The organism is Streptomyces sp. T12 (assembly GCF_028736035.1).
In the GTDB taxonomy this organism is placed as follows: domain Bacteria; phylum Actinomycetota; class Actinomycetes; order Streptomycetales; family Streptomycetaceae; genus Streptomyces.
The window spans coordinates 5,942,714-5,960,526 of sequence record NZ_CP117866.1 but is presented as its reverse complement, the minus strand read 5'-3'; the positions used below and the strand labels follow the sequence as shown (position 1 = coordinate 5,960,526).

Below are 17,813 nucleotides of genomic sequence, written 5' to 3'. Positions count from 1 at the left end.
GGGCGGAGATCAGAAGGTCTGCTGGATGCCGCCGTGGTTGTCGCCGTTGACCACGATGCTGCCGGGGCCCTGGACGACCGTGTGGGTCTCCGTGTGGGTGCGGCCGTTGGCGTCGGTGGTGGTGTGGCTGGAGTGGATGACGGTCTCGCCGGACGTGGTGGTGCCGTTGGTGTCGCTGTTGTGCTTGCCCATGAACGGCGCTCCTTGGGTCGGTGAGTTGGGCCGGCCGCTCTGGCCGACTCCCCTTGCCGCAGGCACTCGGGGTCCTGCGGCGCGGGCAGTCGTCAGCGCTGGACGACGTCCTTGGCCATGTCGCGGTGGGAGACCGTGACGCTGTGCCCGGCGGCGGCGAGCCGCTCCGCGAGGAGGCGGGCGAAGGTCGGGGCGCGGTGGCGTCCGCCGGCGCATCCGTCGGCGACGGTCACGGTCCCGGCGCTGGGACCGGACGCGAACGCGGCGACCGCCGTGGCCGTGGCCGCGACCAGGTCCGTGATGCCGGGGGTGTTCTCCACGGCGGTGCGTACCGGCTCGTCGTCGGCGGTCATGTACCGCAGTTCCGGCGACATGTGCGGGTCCCGGAAGTGGTGACGCAAGTCGATGATCAGGTGCGCGGCGGGCGGTGCGTCGTGCAGGTAGCCGAACGAAACGATCTCAACAGCAGCCATAAAGCGCTCCTAGGAAGCGAAGGGGTGTTCCGGCTCCCCTCAGCGCTGCTCGTACGCGACGAGCAGCGGAGGCAGCCGGCCGCCGCGACAAGCACGGCGGAGGGTGAGATTCGAAGCGCGGCAGATGCCGCGGAAGGTTCTGTGGATGTCAGATCACGCAGTGCCAGTCACCGCCCCGTAGGGCGGATCCGGGCAGGTCACCCGGCCCGACATGGGCGGTCGGGGTGGTGACCCGCACCCATCGACCACCCGTGTTCAGGTGGCTGGGTCGGCACTCTGTTGAGTTCTTCGTAGCGCTTGCTCCGGGCCATACATCCGGGCGCTATTCGTGCAGGTCAAACGGGTTGTTCCAGCGCTCCGCCCTTTCGGGGGTGAGCCGCTTTTTCAACTCTGCCTCAGAGTGCACTGTGAGGCACAGTGCGTCAAGTCCCCTTGCGGAGCAAGCAGCCTGGAACCCTGGTTCTACCTCTGCGGCTGAGGCACTATGAGGCAGAGACCGAGACGAGACTTGAGGTGCAGATGGTCGAGTGGACCGGCAAGCCGGCCTATCAGCAGGTGGCCGATGACCTGCGACGACGTATCGCGGATGGTGAGTTCGCCGACACGAGACAACTCCCCTCGCTCGCACAGCTCCAGGAGACGTACGAGGTCACGGTGACCGTCGCTCGCGACGCCATCCGTCAGTTGAAGACGGACGGCCTCGCAGTGAGCCACCAGGGCAAGGGAGCCTTCCTGACCCCCAATGCGGACCGCGCCGCACAGCTCGCCGATCCGATCGGGATCGTGGCCGAACTGCGCGAGGAAGTCGCCCAACTGCGGAACGAGGTCGGGGAGCTGCGCCAACGCGTCGCGACCCTGGAAGGGAAGTGACCTTCCGGCAAGCTGGTGTGGGGCCTGAATCATCGCGCCGCGGGGCATCTGAACCTCCTCGTTCGGTGTGTGCACTACTTCACAGCCACGGCACGAAAACCGGTATCACGTCCCGCTACCTGAGAAAGTCCAAGCGGTTTTATACATCCGCTTACACATGCACTATCACGAATTTCCATAGGCCTAGCCGAGCCGCTACACTCGCGGCTCCGTCTAGCTATCTAGGAGGGGCAGATGGCTCGGAAGCACCCAGATTGGAAGCCTGATCTCCTGCGAATGCATCGCGAGGAAATAGGGCTCACCCTGGAAGACACGGGGGAGAAGCTCCGAGAAATCGCGGAGCGTCACGGCTTCAACATTGCCGCAAACTTCCAAACGATCTGGGGCCACGAAAAGGGTTCGGTATATCCCGGTCCGCATTACCGCCGGGCGTACTGCCGTCTCTATCGTCGCAACGAAGCTCAACTTGGCTTCCGCAAGGCACTGCCCGGAGAGGATGCCCCTGTGGAATCCGTACCGGCGCCCGATTCCGCTGAGCGAAAGCTCCCCAACCAACCGGACGCAGTACGTCAAGCGCTCAGCAGCATCCGCGAAGGCACTGACAACGTGGACAGTGAGGCTCTGCGCAATCGCGTGGTCGACGCATGGCGTCGCCACACCGCAGGGGGAAACGTCGACGGGCCCACCGTGATCCTGGTCGGAGGGTATGCGGGGTCGGGAAAGTCGGAGTTCGCAAAGTTCCTCGGAGGGCTCACCGGCTGGCCCATCCTGGACAAGGACTCACTGACACGTCCGTTGGTGGACCAACTCTTGGTCGCATTGGGCGGAGAAGCTCACGACCGAAGTTCGGCACTTTACCGCGAAAAGGTTCGACCGCTCGAATATCGATGCCTCATGGAAGCCGCATGGGACAACGTAGATTGCGGAATCTCAACGATCCTGGACGCCCCATTCATCACCGAATTCTCTCAAGCCGAATGGATGCAGCGCTTCCAGAACCGCTGCCGATCAAAGCGCGTATCCGTCGCGACCATATGGGTTGAGTGCGACCCTGAGTCCATGCGCGAGTACATTGAATTCCGCGGGGCGGCACGCGACGCCTGGAAGATGGAGTCCTGGGATGAATACGTGTTGGGGCTTGACTTGAAGATGCGGCCACAGGGCCCGCACTTCGTGGTCGACAACCGGCTTGGCGCCGCCGTGGCCCTGGTCGATGAAGCCCGCGACGTACTGAGTGGAGGCGGACTATGAGCCCTTCCGGCGTCATCCTCTACGGTCCTCCGGGGTCTGGCAAGGACACGATCACAGCCGAACTATCCGCCCTGAGGCCGGAGTTCGTTCTCTTTCAGCGGCTCAAAGCGGGCCCCGGACGGACTGCCGGGTACCGGCTCACGACAGCCGAGCACGTCGAGGAACTGGCACAGGCCGGAGAGATCCTTTACCGCAACAGCCGGTACGACGCGGAGTACGCCATCGACCGCGGCGAGGTTTCCGCGCTTGTCGACGCGGGACGTATCCCCGTCCTCCACGTGGGCCAGGTCACCGGAGCCCACGCCGTCGCGGCCCACCCAATCAACTGGGCGCGGGTGCTCCTGTGGTGCCCCGAAGACGTGACGCGTCAGCGCTGCCAGGGCCGCGGAGACAAGGACTTGGACACTCGTCTCAAGGTCTGGCACGAGACCCGGCAAGATCTCTTGGACCATGCCGCGGAGCCCTGGTCACTCGTCATCCGAACCGACCAGCTCAGCGCAGCTCAGGCAGCACAGGCCATCGACAAAGCGCGGTTGGCCGGCGCGCCACCCGAAGTGCGCGATATCCCCGGGCTCGTCGGATGACCGTCGTCGGAGTCCTGCACCCGGGCAGCATGGGCGCCGCGGTGGCAGCACAGGTCCGGCTCAGCGGAGCCGAGGTTCTGTGGTGCCCGACCGGGCGCAGCTCCGCGACGAAAGAGCGGGCTCTCAGATATGGACTGACCTCAGCGACCGATCTGCGGGAGCTGGTCGACGCGGCGGACGTGATCCTCAGCATCTGCCCGCCGGCGTACGCGGAGGATGTCGCAACAGAGGTCGCGGCTCACGCGTTCGCGGGGATCTACCTGGATTGCAACGCGATTTCTCCGGCCACGATGGCACGCGTCTACGCCATCGTGGCTCGTGGCGGGGCGATCGTGGTGGACGGGTCCATCATCGGCTCGCCTCCGTCCGACTCGAAGTCTCCCCGCCTCTACCTGTCCGGGCCGAAGGGTGCACTGGCGTCTGTGGCGCCGCTCTTCTCTGGGTCGGCGGTTCACGCGCACGCACTCTCCGGCGGAGTCGGCCGCGCCTCCGCGCTCAAGCTCTCGTACAGCAGCTTCCAGAAGACGAGTCGCGTACTCGCTGCGGTCTCGTACGCCCTGGCCCGTGACTACGGAGTGGAGGAGGAGCTACTCGACATCGCGCAGGGGCGCACCATCAGCTACCTCGCGGAGACCAACTACATCCCCAAGGTGGCCGCGCGGTCATGGCGCTGGGGCCCCGAGCTGGAAGAGGCCGCGGCCACCCTGCGGGAAGCCGGGCTTCCCGCAGAACTCGCGGAGGCAGCGGCCACGATCATGAGCCGGTGGGACGACCTCAGGGATTCGTCCCTGGGCACCCCCGAGGTGCTTGAGCATCTGCACGATGCTCCCGAGCGGCAACCTGACTAGGCCATCGCCTGCCGCATCGCCACTATGGCCTTCACGACGTCTGGCGCCGCGATGTCGGGTTCGCGAAGGCCATCGGTCCATGTACGGCCATTGGTCACCCACGCCGTACGAAGCCCTGCCGCGCGGGCTCCTTCCATGTCCGTCTCGGGGCTATCTCCGACCATCCACCCTCCAGCGCTCGGTCGGAGGCCGCACAGGGCAACGGCAGCCTCGAAGTGCTCGCGCGCCGGTTTCCTGGCTCCGACCTCCTCTGAGACACAGATGCCATCGACGTACGCCGCGAGTCCAGACGCGGCGAGCTTGGCCCGTTGGATGTCCCCGGCGCCGTTCGTCGCGATGCCGAGCGTCCACCCCTCGCCGCGCAGCGCTTCTAGACCCTTCCGTACCCCCGGGAAGCAGCGCACCGACCGAGCGACGCCATCGACGTACTCGCGCCAGAGGTCACCCGGGTCATCGCGGAGCCCGAGCGCCTCCCGCAGATGAACGAAGTCCGCCGGGTAGGCCCGCGCCCGGAGCCGCTCGCAGATGACGGCCTGCGCTCCCCCTGGCAGTCGCCGCGACCGCACAAAGCCGCGGGCCCACTCCTCCAGGCCCCCGCGCCGGTCAACCAAGGTGTTATCGAGATCGAAGAGTGCCATCACACAGCGACGCTACATGACGGATAGCGGGGGCCTCACGGTCGCTAAATCAGGCTCAGCTCCTCAGCAGCTTCCTGGATAGATTCATCAGGAAGTACCCGAATCCATTGCCGTGTTGCGAGGTTAGCGATAGCGCGAAGAATATCTTCACGCTTCAACGGGGGCACGCGCCTAACCTTCCAAGCCTCCACCGCATTCAGAACTTCCGTAGCAGTCGGAAGATCACCATTCCTGCGGTAGAGATGATAGGCCGTGTAATGGACGGTAGCCGCGATCTCTGCTTGTGTCGTATCGAATCGCGCGACCAGGTCGCACGTCGAATCGATGACTTGATCCCACTTCTCAATTTGGGAAGTGAATTCCTTGCGAGCAGCCTCGTAGGCGTCACCCACTCGAACTTCGAACATCCTCCCGCGCTGCCGTTCATCGAGCAAACCGTTATTTTGAAGCTTCGCGATTGCTGGCTTCAATTGCGATGAGAACGGCCCAAAGCTAGCTCGCTCATACTCGAACCCTGTCGGCAATCCGGCCACCGTTGCAAAGTACGCGAGCTTCTGAAGCATTACGCGACCGACTGGCCATCGGTACGGCTGATCTTCAAGGCGATGCAGGATTTCGACCAGCGCAATCAGCGAAGGATCAATTTTCCTCTGCGGCTCATCTCTCTGCTCATCATCCCAGAGATTGAGTTGGCCGCCCGCTACGTCAACTCCATGCGGAGCGTAAAGCTCCACAGGAATGTTGAGCTGCGCAAGGTGGTCGATCAGGATAGGACCAACTACCGCCCATTCAAGCTGACCATTGCCGCAGCCCAGGGGCGGTACAGCGATGGAACGCAAGCCCCACGCACGGTAGTTCGCCTTGAGGTATTCGAGGCCGTCAACGATGTCCGATAGCTTGCTCACACTACGCCAGTGAGCTTTCGTCGGGAAGTTGATAACTACATGCCCATCAACCTCAAACGGGTACGGCTGCCCTAGGTGAACTTCTTTCGCATCACACCGGCGAACATAGTCCGCAAACATGTCCGGATATCGCTTCTTGAAGGCAAGGGCGATCCCCTTGCCCATCACTCCAACAGTGTTGACCGTGTTCACGAGTCCATGCATAGAAGATTTCAGCAAATCACCTTGAACGATCCGCACGTTGTCAGCGGAAGTAGACACGTTTATTCACCTCCACCTTCCAATGAGGCTGTGCAGCCCTGCAGATTTCCGCATGCTCGCTATTCGAAGTATAACAGCCGACGATGTAATTAGGCAATACAGAATTAGGCACCAGAACTTCGGCACACCGCGCACGCTTCTGCTCAACATACTGCCAGTAGTCGTTGCTATTCCAGCTGTCAGAATATACAAGCTTGGCTTCCAAGAAGGACAAACCTGACGGCGAGGCAAGGAAGCGGGTCGTATCGGCAGCCGCATTCCCATCCGTTACAACGGCACCCGAAATATCCAAAACGCTCGGAGCAACTCTCACAACAATCAGGTCATCGTGCCCGTGTCGCGTCAAGTAATACATCATCGGATTTCGCGCATCGAAGTACAGGTTTGCGTAAGAGTGCAGCGGCCCGCCATTCGGAACGACTTTGCGTGCACGCCTGTCCTGTACATCAGGTAAGGCAACCGACAGGTGGTCTACAGCCTCCGCAGCGTGGTGGCTCAACAGGCCATGAGTTCCTATGGAGGCGAGATTAGAAATGGGGGTAATGTAATGAAGCTCAGCGACCCTCTCACGCTCCACCTTCGCTCCTATCTGCGGAGACGTCTCCGTGTCCCAGCCGCAGAGAGCTACGCCAGGACCCCGGCGGCTCGTCAGCGGATGCCATAGGAACATCATGCAGGCTGGCACTGACATCGACCCCAGACATGCTCAGTTGCCGCACCAGACGCCCGGCGGACTCGGCAGGGCATGCGCTGTCAGCTCTCTGTACCGCGAGGGTCATGCGGTTGCTCGCCGACGACAGCGCACCAACACGATCGGTTCAGTACGTGCTCCCCGCAGCAAGCCCACTACCAGCCCAGACGCGGCCTGAGTGGTGGACACTCGGGGGCCAAACGGGGGGCCAAACGCAGCAGCCGACCCGAAACTGTCGCGGACTGTAGTGGACAGTGCCGGAGCCGAACGAGCAAGTCAGTTAGCCGGAACCCAAGGTCACAAAGGGGCCTGATCGCGTTCGGGACGAAGAGGTCGTGGGTTCAAATCCCGCCACCCCGACAGTGAAGTACCAGGTCAGGGGCCTGATCCGTGAGAGCGGGTCGGGCCCCTGACTCGTTCCCCGGCCCTCTTGGGAGCCAATTGGGAGCCAACTTCGGAATCCGGCTCCCGGGCGGCTTCCCATCCCTCCCCCCACAGAGGCAGCGCGCGCTCACCGCGGGGAAGCGGTCGAGCACAGGCTCCAACCCCCAGATCAGCACGTGCTGGAGATGCCCGCGCCGGTCGTCGCGGAGGCTAGAGCTACCACCGGGTCACCACGGACCGCACGAAACGGGCTCAGCGGTGGCTGCGGGTCAGGTTGAACGCGGCCTGGCTGAAAGCTCGCACGCGGGCGGTTTCCGCATCCACGCGCCACAGCAGACCCCACTCCACCGGCGGGGCGTCATGGAACGGCAGGTACGTCACATCGGGGCGTGCGTGGTAGCGCCTGGCATGCGCACCGACGGGGAATGCGCCCTGGTCGGCGCCGACGAGGGTCAGGGCCTCCTGGAAGGTCACGGCCGACGGGCCGGGCTCGATCGGCCGTCCGGCGGGTGTCGTATCCGGGGTGTGCACATCGCGCCAGGAATCCGGCACCGCACCGGTGACCCGCAGGATCCTGATCCGGGCCATGTCCTCGACGGAGACGGACTCCTGACGGGCGAGGCGATGCCCGGCGGGGAGGGCCAGGAAGCGGGCTTCGCGCACCAGCACCGGTCCCATGGCAATGCCTGGATCTTGGACGGGAAAGCCGGCCAGTACGACGTCCACCTCGGCGTCGCGCAGCCACCGTACGACGTCGGACATCCGCGCCTCCCGGATGTGCACATCGCAGTCGGGATGGCGGACGCGGAACACTTCACTGGCCCCGACCAGCAGCTGCCCTCCGGCCGCGTCGACGAACCCGACGCGCAGCAGGCCGGTGATGCCCCGCCCGGCGTCGATCGCCCGTTCAAGGGCCGCCGTGATCCGGGCCCACGTGGGCCTCAGGTCTTCGTCGAGTTGCCGCCCGATCGCGGTCAGTTCCACTCGTCGGCTGGTGCGGTTGAAGAGCGGAGCCCCGACGCGTCGCTCCAGGTTCCTGATCGTCTGGCTGACCCGGGCCGTGGACAGGTGCAGCCGCTCGGCCGTGCGGCCGAAATGCAGCTCTTCGGCGAGCGTCAGAAACGCCTCGAACTCGTGCCGCTCCAGCATGCCCCCTCCATCGTTAAGTGTGGGTTCACGATCCTTGCACAAGCTCTCGTTGATCAGGCAGTCGGCCGGGCGGAGGCTGAAGGTGCTCGAACACCACGGTCTGCATGGGGAGTTCACACACGATGTACGTCACCGACGACCACGCCCTGTCCGCCCCGGCCTCGGACATCGCGGCAGTCACCAAGGAGCTGCGGGACCGCACGGAGATCACGGATGCGCTGTACCGATTCGCCCTCGGCCAGGACCTCAAGAACCGGGAATTGTTCGCCTCGGCCTTTGCCGAGGACGCCGAACTGGACTTCCGGCCCGCGGCCGCGAAGTGGGGCGCCAAGCCCCCGCTGATGGCCGGCCGCGAGACGATCGTGACCACGATCCTGGGCCTGTTCACCGGCCAGGTCGACACCACCCACCAGATCACCAACCCGCGCGTCGCCGTCGACGGCGACACCGCCCGCCTGACCGCCCTCGTCGAGGCCCAGCACCTGCTCACCGCCGACCACAGCAAGCACGCCCTGCTGAAGAACCACTACGCCGTCGACCTCGTCCGCCACGGCGACTCCTGGGTCATCCAGCACCTGCACATCGACACCGCCTGGTACACCGGCGACCCCGCCGCCATCTTCGGCAGCGGAGACTGAGCATGGTCGGCGCTCCTCATCCGATAGGCACAAACACGCGGATCCGCATCGCACGACCTTCCAGGGATCTCGCCGCCGCCATGCGCTTCTACGTCGAAGGGCTCGGCCTCGAGGTGCTCTGGCGCACCACCGAGCACGCTCCGGGGGAGCACGACCTGCTCATGATCGGTCCGCGCGGCGGAGTCTGGCACCTCGAACTCACTCACGACCCCGAGCAGCCGCTCGAACCCGCCCCGACCGTCGACGATCTCTTCGTCGTCTACCTGGGGGAGGCCGTCGGCGAGGATCTGGTGAGCCGTCTGCTCGCCGTCGGTGGCACCCGCGTGGCCGCCCACAACCCGTACTGGGACGAGCACGGCGTGACCGTCGCGGATCCCGACGGCTACCTTCTCGTCCTTTGTTCCCGCACCTGGAGCGAGTGAAATCCGAGGCTGCGAGCCTGCCCCGCCGGACCGTCCGCGCCGGTCAGGGCCAGCCCCTGCACACCAGACGCCGGCTCCGGCGCTCTCCAGGACCTGCTCCCCCGTCGAATCCGTGCCCGCGTCCCGTGGGCACCGGCAAACGCATCGGCCGGCCATCTCCGGGCGGCCCCCCTTCCCTGCAGGAGAACAGTCATGTCATCGCACGTCTCACGGTCCGCGCTGCTCGTCCGTGCCTCCGAAGCGGAGCGCCTGGCCGACGGTCCTTCCAGCCTCATCACGCTCTTCGCCGACTCGGACGACACACACGGCGCGCTGACGGCCAATCGCGCGACACTCCAGACGGGCTCTCCCGGAGCCCCCGCCCACTTCCACACCCTCGCCAGCGAACTCCTCTTCGTCCTCGGCGGCTCCATGATGGTTCTGGCCGGAGAGGAGGTGCATACCTTGGAGGAGGGTGACTTCTTCCTGGTTCCTCCGAGGGTTCCCCATGCTTTCGCCCCTGCCTCGGGCCGGGACGCCGACGCGCTGGTGCTCTTCACGCCGGGGCTGGCCAGGTTCGACTACTACCGGCTGCTGGAGCGTGTCGCCAAGGGCGAGGCCAGCGTGCAGGAGATCCGCGACTCCTCGGAGCACTACGACAACCACTACGTCGACAGCCCCGCATGGCGGGAGGCACTGGCCGCCCGCTGACATCGCCCACCAAAGAGCAGATCGTCCAGTTCCGCCCGCACAGCCCTGGCCGTCGCAGCACGGGCCGTACCGGTGCCGCTCACCAGCGGCACCGGGCCCGCCTTCTCGGGAAAATGCCTGGTCACGTGCGCGTCCGGGGGCCTCGCAACGGCGTAGAGTGAAAGCACCAGGAGTACTTCGCGCACCGGCCGCCATGTCGGTGTCGTTCCTGGCGAGCAACAACACCGGGACGTCGAAGACCAGCCCCGGGGACGGGTCCGCGTCATGACCGCGACCATCGACCGTACGATCACCAAAGAGCGCCTGTCCTCAGCGCCGGCCCGGCTGTCCCTGACCCCGTCGGCCTCGCAGGCCTCGGCTTCAGGTCTCCTGGACGGTGCCTGGTGGCCCCGTTCCCGCGATCTCCTCCGGGAGATCCCCGCTCTGACGGACGCGCTGGACGCGTGCTGGGGGCGGATCACCCGCGTCATCGTGAACCCGGCGCACTGGCCCGTCATCCCGCGCAAGGTGCCTGTCACCGGGCACATCGTGCACGTCGGCTGGTTCGCCGCCGAGCAGGACCCGAACAAACTGATCGTCCTCTCCTACACGGTGGGCCGCCTGGACCTGCTGGTGATCCCGCCGGAGACGGAGACGGCCACCGCCGCCCGGCTGATGGCGGCAGCAGCCGTTCCGGGAGGCCTGCGCACCGCCAGCGCTCTGATGGCCGACGAGGCCATGAGCCGCGACGCGGCCGAGGTCCGGGACCGGGAAGAGGAATGGGAGACCGACGGCGGAGCCGCTTCGGCAGCTGGGCCCGTGAGTTCCGCCCCGAGGAGGTGAGGACGTGGAGACAGTCGTCACGGCCGCCGTGATCATCGTTGCGATCGTCGCGGGAATGTTCCTGATCCACCGGCTCAACGCGCAGCATGACGAAAGGATCGGGGCGTTCCCCTACAGCGACGCCCTACCGGGAATCCGTCGGCGGAACCGGAAGAGGCCGGGGACGGCCGCCTCGGATGAGCCCCCTTGGCGACGCCACACTCCGTGAGGATCGAGAGGGCGAACGCCGAGGACGCAGACCTTCTTCCGGTCGAGCGCGGTGGGTGTGAGGCGGCGGCCGTCACACCCATCGACGCATTGCCCATCGACGCACCGTCCCATCGCCCTATCGCCCCTGATGCACGTCGTCCCGAATGAACGAGGCAGCACCATGAAGTCACCGGAACTGCCGCCGAGCGGGCACGCGCAGGTCCACATCATCGCCGCGAGCCCGGAGGCGGCTCGCCATGTCGCGGAGGTCCTCCGCCGTTGCTTCGACGCCACCGAGCAGCGCAGTTACCCGGCAGGCGCCGACGGCGGAACACGTCTCGACCTCACCGTGGACACCACGCACATGCCGGAGCCGGCGCGCTCCTGGCTGGTGACCAGCCAGTCCGCCCCGGGCGATCACGCTTAGCCGGACGGTGTGCGGAGGTGCCGGCGCGCAGAAAGGCAGGCGGCCATGGCGACACTGCACGAGCGGAAGCACTACCGCGAGGCGATCATGCAGACCCTGTACGAGGCCGTGGAAGGCAATCGTCTCCTCGGCATCACCGGGGCGAAGCTGTGCCACGATCTGTCCATCCCCGCGGAGGACTTGGCAGCGGCCTGCACGTACTTGGCGGTCGAGGGGCTGATCGAGGTCGACTGGGCACGCGGAAACACACCCGCGATGGTCACACTGACGCACAAGGGGATCCAGTTCATGGAAGCCGACGAGGCGCGGGGCTGACGCGGCACTCGGTGCGCGCAGCAGGTCGAGGAGGGCTGCGGGCGGCGTACGGTGGAGGTACCGAGGGCATCGCGCATTCCGGCCGCCACGCCGGGTCGTCCTCGGCGAGAGAAGAGCCCGGGCCGTCCGATCGGTCGGTGCGGAGACGGGTCGACATCATGTCCGCCGCGGTCGAAGCAGGTTCGCGCAGGTTCATCACGGCTGCGCTCGCTCCGCGTGCCCTTGTCGGTCTGCGCTCCCGCCGAGGGGAGGCGTGATGGTCCTTTCCCGGCTGGACATCCACCGGCGGAACCGAGGGGAGCAGACGCTCGTCACGCTCGTCGGTACGATCGGACCGGCCACGGTGCCGCTGCTGCGGGCCGCACTGGAGCAGTGTCTGCGCGACGGCGTCACCGTCATCGACGTCGACCTGGCCACGGTCGGCTCCTGCGATGCCAAGGGCCTGGACGTTTTCCTGGGCGCGTCCCGGCGCGCCGACCGGGTCCACGCCTCCCTGCGGCTGCACCACCCGTGCGCGCAGATCACCCGGCTCCTCTCCGCCACCGGCTCCACCCCCGCGCTCCTCGCGGCCCCCACGAGTCCCGCGCCGCCCGAGCTGTTCGGCGACCTCAGGCGTACCGGGACACGGACGCCTGATGAGCCCGTTCGTGGGTCGGATCAGCCGGTCCTCAAGGACGGGATCCGTCTGCGCCGACTGAGCCGTTGGCAGGTCGAGGGGGTGCGGGAGGACATCGCGGACCTGGCCATGGCGTCCGTCGCGGGCACCCCCGGCGAGGCGTTCCACGACCGTGCGGACTTCGTGCGCCGCCTGGCGGTCAGCGCCCACCGTCCCGGCTTCGCGCTGCTGGTCGCCGAGACGACGGTGCTGGTCGGCTGCGCCTACGGCTTTCCGGTGGGCCCTGACGGCTCCGGCCGCCGGGGGTTCGACCGAACGCTGCAGGAGAGCATCCAACGGCTCACCGCCTGCGCACGGTTCGTCGTACTCACTCAGGTCGTGGCCCATCCGCACGCTCAGCACCGCGACATCGCCCGCCGCCTGCAGCAGCGTCTGCTCACCGACCGGCGCGCCGTCCTGGGGGTCGCCCTGCTCCATCCGTTCGACCAGGCCGGGCAAGCCGCCTTCGAGTCCTGGGGCTGGCAGAACTTCGGAGAGATCATCGGGCTGCCCGGCCCGGTCGCCCCCTGCGTGCTGGTCCTGCCGTCTGCCACGGCCGGAGTAGGCTGATGTGTGCCGAGAGCTGTTCGGCCGCGCGACCACGGCGGAGCCGTTCCCGGCGAGCGACAGACACGGGCAACCGCAGGCCGCCCGGGACGGGATCGCACGATGGACCCCATCAGCAAACCCGCCGAAGGTACGCCACCGGGTGACGCGCATACCTATCGGATGCCCTTGCCCCGGCTGAGTGTCACGCCGAATGTCAGCCACGGCCCGCTGGACGGTGCGTGGTGGCCGCGCTGTGACGCGCTGGAGCTGGAGTTGCCCGCGCTGGTCGGCTGCTTGGACCCGGCTGTCGGCACCGTCACCCGCGTCACCGTGGACACCGCGTCCTGGCCCGATGCCCCGCAGAAGGTGATGGCGCCCGGTCACACGATCGAGGTGGTCCGGACCGACCTCGACGCCAAGGCGCATGCCATCACCCTGGACTGTGGCACCACGGGACGCTGGGAGCTGCTGGTCATCCCACCCGACGAGCCGGCCGCGACAGCCGCCCGCCTGCTCACCGCGGCCGCCGACCCCGAGAACCCGCTGTCGGCTCCGCGCATCCTGGCCCTCGCCGAGAACGGCTCCGCCGGAGAAGCCGCAGGGGAGTCGGAGGGGCGACCCGGGCTCAGGTGAGAGCCGCGGTCCGACCCTCCGGTAGGAGCCATCGGCGGCGGATGTCGGCGACAGCCCCCGCCCATGGCTCTGGGGGCGTGCTCAGCCGCCCACGGCTGATGTCACCGAGTCCCGCAGGATGCCGAACCCCTCGTCCAGCTCTTCGTCCGTGGAGGTCAGGGCCGGCATGAGCTTGACCACCTCGTCGTAGGAGCCCGCCGTCTCCACCAGGAGCCCGCGGGCGAAGGCCGCGTCAGCGACCTGCCTGGCCATGCTCGGCTCCCGGAAGGCCAGACCCCACACCAGGCCACGGCCGCGCGAGTCCGCTACATGCGCCGCGTGCCGATCGGCGAGCTCGGCCAGCCTCTCCTCGAACAGCAGGCCCCGTTCTTGGGTCCGCTTCTCCAGGGTGCTGTCCGCCCAGAACTCCCGCAGGGCGGCGGCTGCCGTCACGAAGGCCGGGTTGTTGCCGCGGAACGTGCCGTTGTGCTCGCCCGGTTGCCACACGTCCAACTCGGTGCGGAAGAGCGTGAGGGACATCGGCAGGCCGTATCCGCTGAGGGACTTGGACAGGCAGACGATGTCCGGGGTGATCCCGGCGGCCTCGAAGCTGAAGAAGGGCCCCGTGCGGCCGCAGCCCATCTGGATGTCGTCGATGATCAGGAGGATGTCTCGGCGGCTGCACAGCTCCGCGAGGTCGGCGAGCCAGGTCAAGCCGGCCGGGTTGACGCCGCCCTCACCCTGCACGGTCTCCACGATGACGGCCGCGGGGAGGTCCAGGCCGCTGCTGCTGTCGGCCAGCATGCTGTCCAGCAGCGTCAGCCCGGACACCTGGCCGCCGGAGAACCCGTCGTAGGGGATGCGCACGGTGTGTCCGAGCGGAACGCCGGCACCCGCGCGCTTGGCGGCGTTTCCCGTGGCGGCCAGTGACCCCAGCGACATGCCGTGGAAGGCACCGGTGAAGGCGACGATCGTCTGACGTCCCGTCACCTTGCGGGCCAGCTTGAGCGCGGCCTCCACGCTGTTGGTCCCGGTGGGGCCGGGGAACTGCACCCGGTAGTCCAGCTGGCGAGGGCCGAGCACCCGCGCCGCGAACTCGGTGAGGAAGTTCTCCTTGGCGGCGGTCAGCATGTCCAGGCTGTGGGTGACCCCGTCCTGCTCCAGGTAGTCGAGCAGGGCCCGTTTGAGGACGGGGTGGTTGTGGCCGTAGTTCAGGGCGCTGGCACCCGCGAAGAAGTCCAGATAGACGCGGCCGTCGCGGTCGTACATGCGGCTGCCGCGCCCCTGGTCGAACACCACGGGCCAGTTCCTGCAGTAGCTGCGGACTTCGGACTCGATTGTGGGGGCGATCATGATGTCTCCTCGGAGCTGGAGATGAGCTGGAGATGGAGCTGGAAAAGGGAGCCGTGGTGGAACGCCGGATCTGGCGGACAACTGCGTAAGTGCCTGGCCATCGCTCATTCACCGAGCAGGTAAGGCACGGCGAGGACCGCCATGCCCACGAGCACGAGCAGTGCCGAGGCCCCGGCCCACCGCAGGAGCGGCCCGCCGCGGCGGACGGCAGCGGCGGCTGCCAGGGCGTAGCCGATCAGTGCGGCCGCGGCCGGTCCCAGCAGCAGGAGGGGGACGGCACCGTCCCGAGCCGCCCCCGCACAGGCGAAGGCGCAGCAGGCGATGCCGACGGCCGCGATGAGGGCCTTGCCGGGGCCTCGTTCGGAGGGACCCCGCTCGCCGGGGCGCAGGCGCGCGGCGATCCGGGCGGCGGTGCGCACGTTGGTGAAGCAGTAAGAGGTCAGTACGGCAGCTGTCGCGACGGCGAGCACCCAGCGCAGGGGTGCGGAGACCGGGTCCTGGGCTGCTGGTGCCCCGGCGGCCAGACCGTAGACCGCGGCCAGCCCCAGGTAGACGACGGCCACCGCGGCCACCCCCAGGGCCACGCCCGCGGCCGTGCGCCTCGGCCCGGCAGCGGCCGCGGGGACGACGGTGGTGACCGCTTCCCATCCGACACCGGCGAAGAACAACGCCGCGAGGGCCAGCCAGTGAGCACCCTCGGCAGAGAGACCGGACGGCGCGAACGGCGTGTGCGAACCCGCCGCGGGTGCGGCGGGCCAGCCCCATGCGGCGCAGGCCAGCGCCACCGCCCCGGTGGCCCACAGACGCAGCCGGAGCACCGTGGCCGGAAGCGACAGCGGACTCAGCGCCGCGAGTACGGCCACCGCGAGAATGCCGAGGGCGAGCAGGAGACCGTCCGTCCCCGGACGCGGCAGCGAACCGTCCGCGGCCGTCAACAGGCAGGTCGCGGCGAACCATGCGATCGCCGCCTGCCCGGCGGTGAAGGCGATGGCGAAGGCGCCGTCCACCGCCCGTTGCGCCCATAAGCCCAGCAGGGCCCCGACGGCACCCGCCAACCCGGTCGACCGCACCCTCGCGCGGACCAACATGGCCAGCATGAGGCTGACCGATCCACCGAGCAGGATGTGGGCCGACCAGACCAGGAGGCTGTGTCCGCCCGTCAACGCTGCGACGACGGGCGGCATGACCAGCATCCCGGCTCCGAGGACACCGCCGGAGAGGTGTGCGGCGATCTGCAGCTGCGGCCTTCGCGCCGTCCGGTCGCCCGTATCCGTTCCCGCTTCGCGCGGCGCGACCGCCGCGCCGGGGACAGAGGTGGCTGCCGGCTCCATTACGGCAGACGCTTCCGGAGGCTCTCCGCGATGACCTTGGCCCTGAGCGACAGAAGGCTGAACGAACCCGCGTCACCGATTCCGTGGCTGGACTCGCACAGGCCGTTGAGGAAGAGCGTGGGCGTGTCGGCGCCCAGCGTCTGCACCTCGTAGTCCGGGCCGACGGCCAGGTAGCCGTGGCTGTCGAAGAGGAAGTCGTCGGCGATGCCACGCATGAGAGCGGGGACGCGCTCCTGGTGGGCAGCCGGGCCGAGATCGCGGAATCCGGTGGCCAGGACGACGAAGTCGGCCTGGTGCTCCTCGGACTGACCGGTGTTCAGCTCCTCGACACCGAGGTGGACGCCGTCGTCCAGCACCTTGAGCTCACGCACCTGGCGGCTGCCGCTGACGAACACCTTCTGGTCGCCGTCCAGGCGCTGCTCGTAGATGAGCCGGTACAGCTCGCGCAGCACGTCGCCGTCGGCGGACGAGTAGTTCGTCAGGCGCATGAACGAGTCGATGTCCTGCTTGCGCTCGCGGGAAGCCCGGTAGTAGTAGTCGGTGAAGTCGGGGAAGTACCCCTCCTCGCTGAACGGACTGGTGTCCTTCTGACGGAGCGTCAGCGAGCGTACGAGGGTGGTCACCTGGGTGCGGGGGAAGCGCCGCGCGAGGTCGAGGGTGAGTTCGACGGCGCTCTGGCTGCCCCCGATGACCGTCACGGCGCGCGGCGACTTCTCGCCCTCGCCGGCCACGCCCAGCTCCTCCAGCTGCTGCAGAGCCGGCAGGTAGCGCGTCAGGTGGAAGACGCGCGGGGAGTCCACCGTGTCGAACGGTTCCGGGATGAAGGGGGCCCGCCCGGTGCCGATCACGAGAGCGCGCGCCTGGAGGGTGTCCCCGGTGGAGGTGGTGACGGTGTAGAGCGGGCCGCCCTCGGCATCGCGGTCGACGGCGACGCCGGTGACATGCACGCCGTAGTCGACCAGGGGGCTGAAGTGACCCGCGGCCCAGGAGACGTACTGCGCGTACTCCTTGCGCAGCGGGAACTCCATCGGGACGTTGAGGTGATCGAGCAGCCGCCCGGTCTCGAAGAGGAAGTTGATGAAGCTGTAGCGACTGCGCGGGTTGCGCAGGGACACGAGGTCCCGCACGGGGTGGTTCTGGATGTCCGACCCGGGGAGCATCATGGCGCTCTGCCAGGACGGGCCCGGCCTGGCTTCCAGGAAGCGTACGTCGAGGTCGTGGCCCTCTTCCTCGAGTGCGATGGCCAGAGCCAGGTTGGCCGGACCGAAACCTATGCCCAGCAGATCGTGGCAGCGAGTCATTGTTCCCCCTTGATGGAAAGCGGACGGTCGTACAGTGCTTGCGCCGACAGTTCTCCGAAGAACCGTCGGTTTGCGGAGTCGTCGGGCTCTCGGCCGTAGAACTTCTGGTATTCGGCGATGAGCGGCAGGGTCGCTTCGAAAGTGGACGCGTCCACGCGCTCGATGAGGAGCGGTGGAGCGGCTGCGTCCGGCATGGAGCACCTCACTGCTGTGTTGAGGGGGCGGCGTGGGGAGGGGCGCCAGGGGGTGTTGGTCCCGCTGGG

General features: G+C 67.4%; 23 protein-coding genes. 13 read left to right on the top strand and 10 right to left on the bottom strand.

What is annotated here, in order from left to right; all coding sequences use genetic code 11:
• Window positions 1-9: 9 nt before the first annotated feature.
• Window positions 10-192, bottom strand: a complete 183-nt coding sequence (locus PBV52_RS26870) for a hypothetical protein (RefSeq protein ID WP_274241615.1) — start codon at window positions 190-192, stop codon at window positions 10-12.
• Window positions 193-284: 92 nt separating this feature from the next.
• Entirely contained in the window at window positions 285-665 is a 381-nt protein-coding gene (locus tag PBV52_RS26865; RefSeq protein WP_274241613.1) for an RNase adapter RapZ, read from the bottom strand.
• Window positions 666-1,184: 519 nt separating this feature from the next.
• Between PBV52_RS26865 and PBV52_RS26860 the strand changes: the two genes are divergently transcribed.
• The 4 genes from PBV52_RS26860 (at window position 1,185) to PBV52_RS26845 (ending at window position 4,218) form a co-directional block, all read left to right on the top strand.
• Window positions 1,185-1,535, top strand: coding sequence for a GntR family transcriptional regulator (locus PBV52_RS26860; protein WP_274241611.1), 351 nt, complete (start codon window positions 1,185-1,187; stop codon window positions 1,533-1,535).
• 234 nt (window positions 1,536-1,769) lie between these two features.
• On the top strand, window positions 1,770-2,786 hold the full coding sequence (locus PBV52_RS26855) for an AAA family ATPase (protein ID WP_274241609.1): 1,017 nt from the start codon (window positions 1,770-1,772) through the stop codon (window positions 2,784-2,786).
• On the top strand, window positions 2,783-3,370 hold the full coding sequence (locus PBV52_RS26850; RefSeq protein WP_274241608.1) for a guanylate kinase: 588 nt from the start codon (window positions 2,783-2,785) through the stop codon (window positions 3,368-3,370). The genes PBV52_RS26855 and PBV52_RS26850 overlap by 4 nt, the downstream gene beginning before the upstream one ends.
• Window positions 3,367-4,218 carry a DUF1932 domain-containing protein gene (locus tag PBV52_RS26845; RefSeq protein WP_274241607.1) on the top strand — a complete coding sequence of 284 codons (852 nt, stop codon included), beginning with the start codon at window positions 3,367-3,369 and terminating at the stop codon, window positions 4,216-4,218. The genes PBV52_RS26850 and PBV52_RS26845 overlap by 4 nt, the downstream gene beginning before the upstream one ends.
• Here PBV52_RS26845 and PBV52_RS26840 read toward each other — a convergent pair.
• From PBV52_RS26840 to PBV52_RS26825, 4 genes are all read right to left on the bottom strand, one after another.
• Window positions 4,215-4,856 carry an HAD family hydrolase gene (locus tag PBV52_RS26840; RefSeq protein ID WP_274241606.1) on the bottom strand — a complete coding sequence of 214 codons (642 nt, stop codon included), beginning with the start codon at window positions 4,854-4,856 and terminating at the stop codon, window positions 4,215-4,217. The two genes, PBV52_RS26845 and PBV52_RS26840, sit on opposite strands and share 4 nt — an antisense overlap.
• Before the next feature lie 44 nt (window positions 4,857-4,900).
• Entirely contained in the window at window positions 4,901-6,022 is a 1,122-nt protein-coding gene (locus tag PBV52_RS26835) for a macro domain-containing protein (RefSeq protein WP_274241605.1), read from the bottom strand.
• Window positions 6,006-6,599 (bottom strand): DUF4433 domain-containing protein, encoded by a 594-nt coding sequence (locus PBV52_RS26830; RefSeq protein WP_274241604.1) that lies wholly within the window; start codon window positions 6,597-6,599, stop codon window positions 6,006-6,008. Before PBV52_RS26830 ends, PBV52_RS26835 begins: the two co-directional genes overlap by 17 nt.
• Window positions 6,600-7,349: 750 nt before the next feature.
• A complete protein-coding gene (locus tag PBV52_RS26825; RefSeq protein WP_274241603.1) occupies window positions 7,350-8,246 on the bottom strand; it encodes a LysR family transcriptional regulator in 897 nt (298 codons plus the stop codon).
• A 104-nt stretch (window positions 8,247-8,350) separates the two neighbouring features.
• Here PBV52_RS26825 and PBV52_RS26820 point away from each other — a divergent pair, with 104 nt between their 5' ends.
• From PBV52_RS26820 to PBV52_RS26780, 9 genes are all read left to right on the top strand, one after another.
• Window positions 8,351-8,884, top strand: a complete 534-nt coding sequence (locus PBV52_RS26820; protein ID WP_274241602.1) for a nuclear transport factor 2 family protein — start codon at window positions 8,351-8,353, stop codon at window positions 8,882-8,884.
• Window positions 8,885-8,886: 2 nt separating this feature from the next.
• The gene (locus PBV52_RS26815; RefSeq protein ID WP_346283440.1) at window positions 8,887-9,306 is read left to right on the top strand and encodes a VOC family protein; all 420 of its coding nucleotides are present in this window, start codon (window positions 8,887-8,889) and stop codon (window positions 9,304-9,306) included.
• A gap of 192 nt (window positions 9,307-9,498) precedes the next feature.
• A complete protein-coding gene (locus tag PBV52_RS26810; RefSeq protein ID WP_274241600.1) occupies window positions 9,499-9,996 on the top strand; it encodes a cupin domain-containing protein in 498 nt (165 codons plus the stop codon).
• Between the two features lie 264 nt (window positions 9,997-10,260).
• Window positions 10,261-10,818 (top strand): DUF5994 family protein, encoded by a 558-nt coding sequence (locus PBV52_RS26805; protein WP_274241599.1) that lies wholly within the window; start codon window positions 10,261-10,263, stop codon window positions 10,816-10,818.
• A gap of 4 nt (window positions 10,819-10,822) precedes the next feature.
• The gene (locus tag PBV52_RS26800) at window positions 10,823-11,026 is read left to right on the top strand and encodes a hypothetical protein (RefSeq protein WP_274241598.1); all 204 of its coding nucleotides are present in this window, start codon (window positions 10,823-10,825) and stop codon (window positions 11,024-11,026) included.
• A gap of 162 nt (window positions 11,027-11,188) precedes the next feature.
• Window positions 11,189-11,434 carry a hypothetical protein gene (locus tag PBV52_RS26795; RefSeq protein WP_274241597.1) on the top strand — a complete coding sequence of 82 codons (246 nt, stop codon included), beginning with the start codon at window positions 11,189-11,191 and terminating at the stop codon, window positions 11,432-11,434.
• 45 nt (window positions 11,435-11,479) lie between these two features.
• A complete protein-coding gene (locus tag PBV52_RS26790; protein ID WP_274241595.1) occupies window positions 11,480-11,749 on the top strand; it encodes a hypothetical protein in 270 nt (89 codons plus the stop codon).
• 256 nt (window positions 11,750-12,005) lie between these two features.
• Window positions 12,006-12,974, top strand: a complete 969-nt coding sequence (locus PBV52_RS26785) for an STAS domain-containing protein (RefSeq protein ID WP_274241594.1) — start codon at window positions 12,006-12,008, stop codon at window positions 12,972-12,974.
• Window positions 12,975-13,133: 159 nt separating this feature from the next.
• Window positions 13,134-13,586 (top strand): DUF5994 family protein, encoded by a 453-nt coding sequence (locus tag PBV52_RS26780; RefSeq protein ID WP_274241593.1) that lies wholly within the window; start codon window positions 13,134-13,136, stop codon window positions 13,584-13,586.
• A gap of 81 nt (window positions 13,587-13,667) precedes the next feature.
• On the opposite strand, the gene ectB is transcribed toward PBV52_RS26780, so the two are convergent.
• The 4 genes from ectB to PBV52_RS26760 all read right to left on the bottom strand — a co-directional run bounded on the left by ectB (window position 13,668) and on the right by PBV52_RS26760 (window position 17,744).
• Window positions 13,668-14,918 carry a diaminobutyrate--2-oxoglutarate transaminase gene (ectB, locus tag PBV52_RS26775; protein WP_274241592.1) on the bottom strand — a complete coding sequence of 417 codons (1,251 nt, stop codon included), beginning with the start codon at window positions 14,916-14,918 and terminating at the stop codon, window positions 13,668-13,670.
• Between the two features lie 104 nt (window positions 14,919-15,022).
• Window positions 15,023-16,249 carry an amino acid:polyamine antiporter gene (locus tag PBV52_RS26770; protein ID WP_274241591.1) on the bottom strand — a complete coding sequence of 409 codons (1,227 nt, stop codon included), beginning with the start codon at window positions 16,247-16,249 and terminating at the stop codon, window positions 15,023-15,025.
• Window positions 16,249-17,550, bottom strand: a complete 1,302-nt coding sequence (locus PBV52_RS26765; protein ID WP_274241590.1) for a lysine N(6)-hydroxylase/L-ornithine N(5)-oxygenase family protein — start codon at window positions 17,548-17,550, stop codon at window positions 16,249-16,251. Before PBV52_RS26765 ends, PBV52_RS26770 begins: the two co-directional genes overlap by 1 nt.
• A complete protein-coding gene (locus PBV52_RS26760; protein ID WP_274241589.1) occupies window positions 17,547-17,744 on the bottom strand; it encodes a hypothetical protein in 198 nt (65 codons plus the stop codon). Before PBV52_RS26760 ends, PBV52_RS26765 begins: the two co-directional genes overlap by 4 nt.
• Window positions 17,745-17,813 lie beyond the last annotated feature (69 nt).